Genomic DNA, 3457 nt, shown 5'->3' with positions numbered 1-3457 from the left:
GAAGGTCGAGCCTCGAAGGATGAGCGCCCGGGAACCCGGGCCGTCGCCCTTCGAGGCCCGGCTTCGCCGGGCACCTCAGGGTGACGGGGCATGTCAGTGACGGGCAATTCCATCGAAGGCCAAAAACCCATCGCTCTGGCGTTGCAGGGCGGCGGGGCGCACGGGGCTTATGCGTGGGGCGTGATCGAGGCGATCCTGCGCGACGGGCGGCTGTCGATCGAGGCGATCAGCGCGACCAGCGCCGGCGCCATGAACGCCGTGGTGCTGGCCGACGGCCTCGTCGAAGGCGGCCCCGAGCGGGCGTGCGAGAAGCTCGAGGCGTTCTGGCGCGCCGTGTCCGGCATGGAGCAGATGTTCGGCCTCGCCTGGTCGGCCTTCGACCGGCTCGCCGAGGCGTTCGGCCTGCCGCCCGAATACATGCCGTCGCACGCCGCCGTGCACGCGCTCACCCACAGCCTGCCGCCCGACCTGCTCAATCCGTTCCGCTTCAACCCGCTGCGCAAGCTCCTGCTCGACCATGTCGACTTTTCGCGCGTCAACGATGCCGCGGCGGTCCGGCTGTATCTCGACGCCACCAATGTGCGCACCGGGAAGATCGCGGTGTTCGAGACGCCCGGCATCACGGTCGACACCGTGCTGGCCTCGTGCTGCCTGCCGCCCTATTTCCAGGCCGTCGAGATCGCCGGCGAGCACTTTTGGGACGGCGGCTTCCTGGGCAATCCGGCGATCTATCCGCTGGTCTATCGCGACGGCACCCGCGACGTGATCGTCGTCCAGGTCGGCGCCCGCGAGCGGCCGGCGTTGCCGCGCACCGCCGCCGAGGTGCTGCACCGGATGAACGAGATCAGCTTCAACTCGTCGCTGATGCGCGAGATGCGGGCGATCGCCTTCGTCACCCGGCTGATCGACGCCCACGAGCTGGACGGTGAGAAGCATCACCGCATGCTGATGCACTGGATCGGCGACGACGCCGCGATGGCCGAGCTGTGCGGCGTCACCCAGTTCCATCCCGACTGGGGCCTGCTCTCGCGCCTGCGCCAGGAGGGCCGGGCGGCCGCCGAGACCTGGCTCGCCGCGAACGGCGACGCGGTGGGGCGGCGCTCGACGCTCGACGTGGCGGGGCTGTTCTTGTGAGGGATGCCGCGAGCCGTGTCCCGGACACGGTGCGACGCACCGCGAGCCGGGACCCAGGGGGCGACAGCAAGGAGCGCCGACCGTGCCGCCCCTCGGCCCCGGCTCTGCGGCCCATCGGGCCTGCGGCCCGACGCACCCTTGTCCGGGGCACGGAGCGGACGACGGGGCCGCTCGCGTGCCGATGTCATCGGACTGGCGAGGTTGAAACTCCGTCCCGCCCGTGACATCTGAGGCGTTCGCGCCGATCCGCCGGCGCCCGCCGGGGATACCGATGTCCGACTCCGTCCCGTTCTGGAAGCGCAAGGCCCTCGCCGAGATGAGCCCGGCCGAGTGGGAGAGCCTGTGCGACGGCTGCGGGCGCTGCTGCCTCAACAAGCTCGAGGACGAGGACACGGGCGAGATCTACCACACCGACGTCGCCTGCCGGCTGCTCGATGGCACCTCCTGCCGCTGCCGCGACTACCCGAACCGGCGCGCCCAGGTTCAGAATTGCGACCAGCTCACGCCCGACAACGTGCCGCTGCTGAAATGGCTGCCGAAGACCTGCGGCTACCGCCTGGTCGCCGAGGGGCGCGATCTCTACTGGTGGCACCCGCTGGTGTCGGGCGACCCGGAGACCGTCCACGCGGCCGGCGTCTCGGTGCGCGGCCGGGTCGGCCTGTTCGAGGACGCCATGGGCGGCGAGGACCTCGAGGACCGCATCGTCTCCTGGCCGACGAGGATTCCGCCGCGCGCCAAGTTCCCGCCGCGGCCCAAGCTCCCGGCTGACACCACCGTCTCGCCGGGAGCCAAGATCCCGGCCGCCGGCGGGATCGCGCCGGGCGGCAAACGGCTGACGAGCCGGTGAGCGCGCCGGAGGCGCCCGGTCCGCAGCCGCCGCAGGCGTCCACCCAAACGCCGTCCCCTTCGGCGCCGTCCGCCGCGCCCCTCGACGAGCCGGCGGTCCGCCGCATCGTGCTGGGCGTGCTGGTGGCGATGTTCCTGGCCGCCGCCAACCAGACCGTGGTGACCACGGCGCTGCCGACCATCGGCCGGTCGCTGAACGACTTCGGCAATCTCACCTGGGTCGTCACCGCCTATCTGCTCGCCGCGACCGTGGTGTCGCCGCTCTACGGCAAGCTCGCCGACGCCTGGGGCCGGCGCGTGATGATGATGGCGGCGATCGGCCTGTTCATGGCGGGCTCGGCCGTCTCGGCGCTCGCTCCCGACATGCTGACCCTGATCGTCGGCCGCGGCCTGCAGGGCATCGGCGGCGGCGGCATCTTCCCGCTCGCCCAGACCGTGATCTCCGACGTGGTGGCGCCGCGCGAGCGCGGCAAGTACCAGGCCTATATCGGGATCGTCTGGCTAGTCGCCGGCTTCGGCGGCCCGGTGATCGGCGGCGTGCTGTCGCAGCACGGCCACTGGTCGATGATCTTCTGGGCCAACCTGCCGCTCGGCGCCGCCGTGGCGGTGTCGAGCTGGCGGGCGCTGGCGAAGCTGCCGCGCCACGAGCGGCCGCATCGCATCGACTGGCTCGGCGCCGCGCTGATGACGCTCGCCGCGCTCTCCACCCTGCTGGCGCTCGGCTGGGGCGGCACGCGGGTGCCGTGGATCTCGGGCACGATCGCCGGCCTGGTCGCGGCGGCGGTGCTGTTCTCGGTGCTGTTCGCGTGGCGGCTCGCCTGCGCCGAGGAGCCGTTCCTGCCGCCGGCCGTGCTGAACAATCCGGTGGTGCGCCTCGGCACCGTCGCGAGCGCCGGTGCGGTCTCGACCCCGATGGCCATGACCGTGTTCCTGCCGCTCTACTACGAGACCGTGCACGGGCTCTCGGCCGCCATGGCGGGGCTGGCGCTGGTGCCGGTCGCGCTGGTCTCGGCGCCCGGATCGATGCTGTCGAGCCGCGCCATGACCAGCCGGCACGGCTACAAGCTGATCCCGATGATCGGCTACGCGGCCGCCGTGGCGGCGGTCGTGGCGCTGGCGGCGCTGCCGGAGCCGTCGCTCGCGGTCGGCATGGGGCTGCTGTGCATCGTCAGCTTCGGCACCGGCACGGCGATCCCGGTGTGCACCGTGTGCATCCAGAACGCGGTCGCGCCGCATCAGGTCGGCACCGCCACCGGGGTGATGAACTTTTCCCGCGCGCTGCTCAGCTCGCTGCTCGTCGCCGTGCTGGGCGCGATCCTTCTGGCCGGCTTCGGCGTGGTGCCGGAGCGGGGCGGCGGCAGCGCCGCGGCCGTGACGTTGCACGGGCCGGAGGCGGCCGCGGTGTTCCGCTGGCTGTTCGCCGCCGGCGCGGTGGCGCTCGCCGGCGGCCTGCTGGCGCTCCTGCGCATGGAGGAAC

2 protein-coding genes and 1 pseudogene are annotated in these 3457 nt (G+C 72.4%); all 3 read left to right on the top strand.

Annotated elements, in window-relative coordinates; genetic code table 11:
• Window positions 1-90 precede the first annotated feature (90 nt).
• Window positions 91-1134, top strand: a complete 1044-nt coding sequence (locus tag CH341_RS29670) for a patatin-like phospholipase family protein (protein WP_111422982.1) — start codon at window positions 91-93, stop codon at window positions 1132-1134.
• Between the two features lie 271 nt (window positions 1135-1405).
• Window positions 1406-1885, top strand: a pseudogene (locus CH341_RS29665) (YcgN family cysteine cluster protein); the annotation flags it as partial.
• A 92-nt stretch (window positions 1886-1977) separates the two neighbouring features.
• Window positions 1978-3457 (top strand): MFS transporter (locus CH341_RS29660; RefSeq protein WP_111422977.1); only part of this gene is annotated, 1480 nt, incomplete at its 3' end.

Source organism: Rhodoplanes roseus (assembly GCF_003258865.1).
Classification (GTDB): Bacteria; Pseudomonadota; Alphaproteobacteria; order Rhizobiales; family Xanthobacteraceae; genus Rhodoplanes; species Rhodoplanes roseus.
Note: the sequence above shows the minus strand (reverse complement) of the source record. Positions and strands in the feature narration are given on the sequence as shown.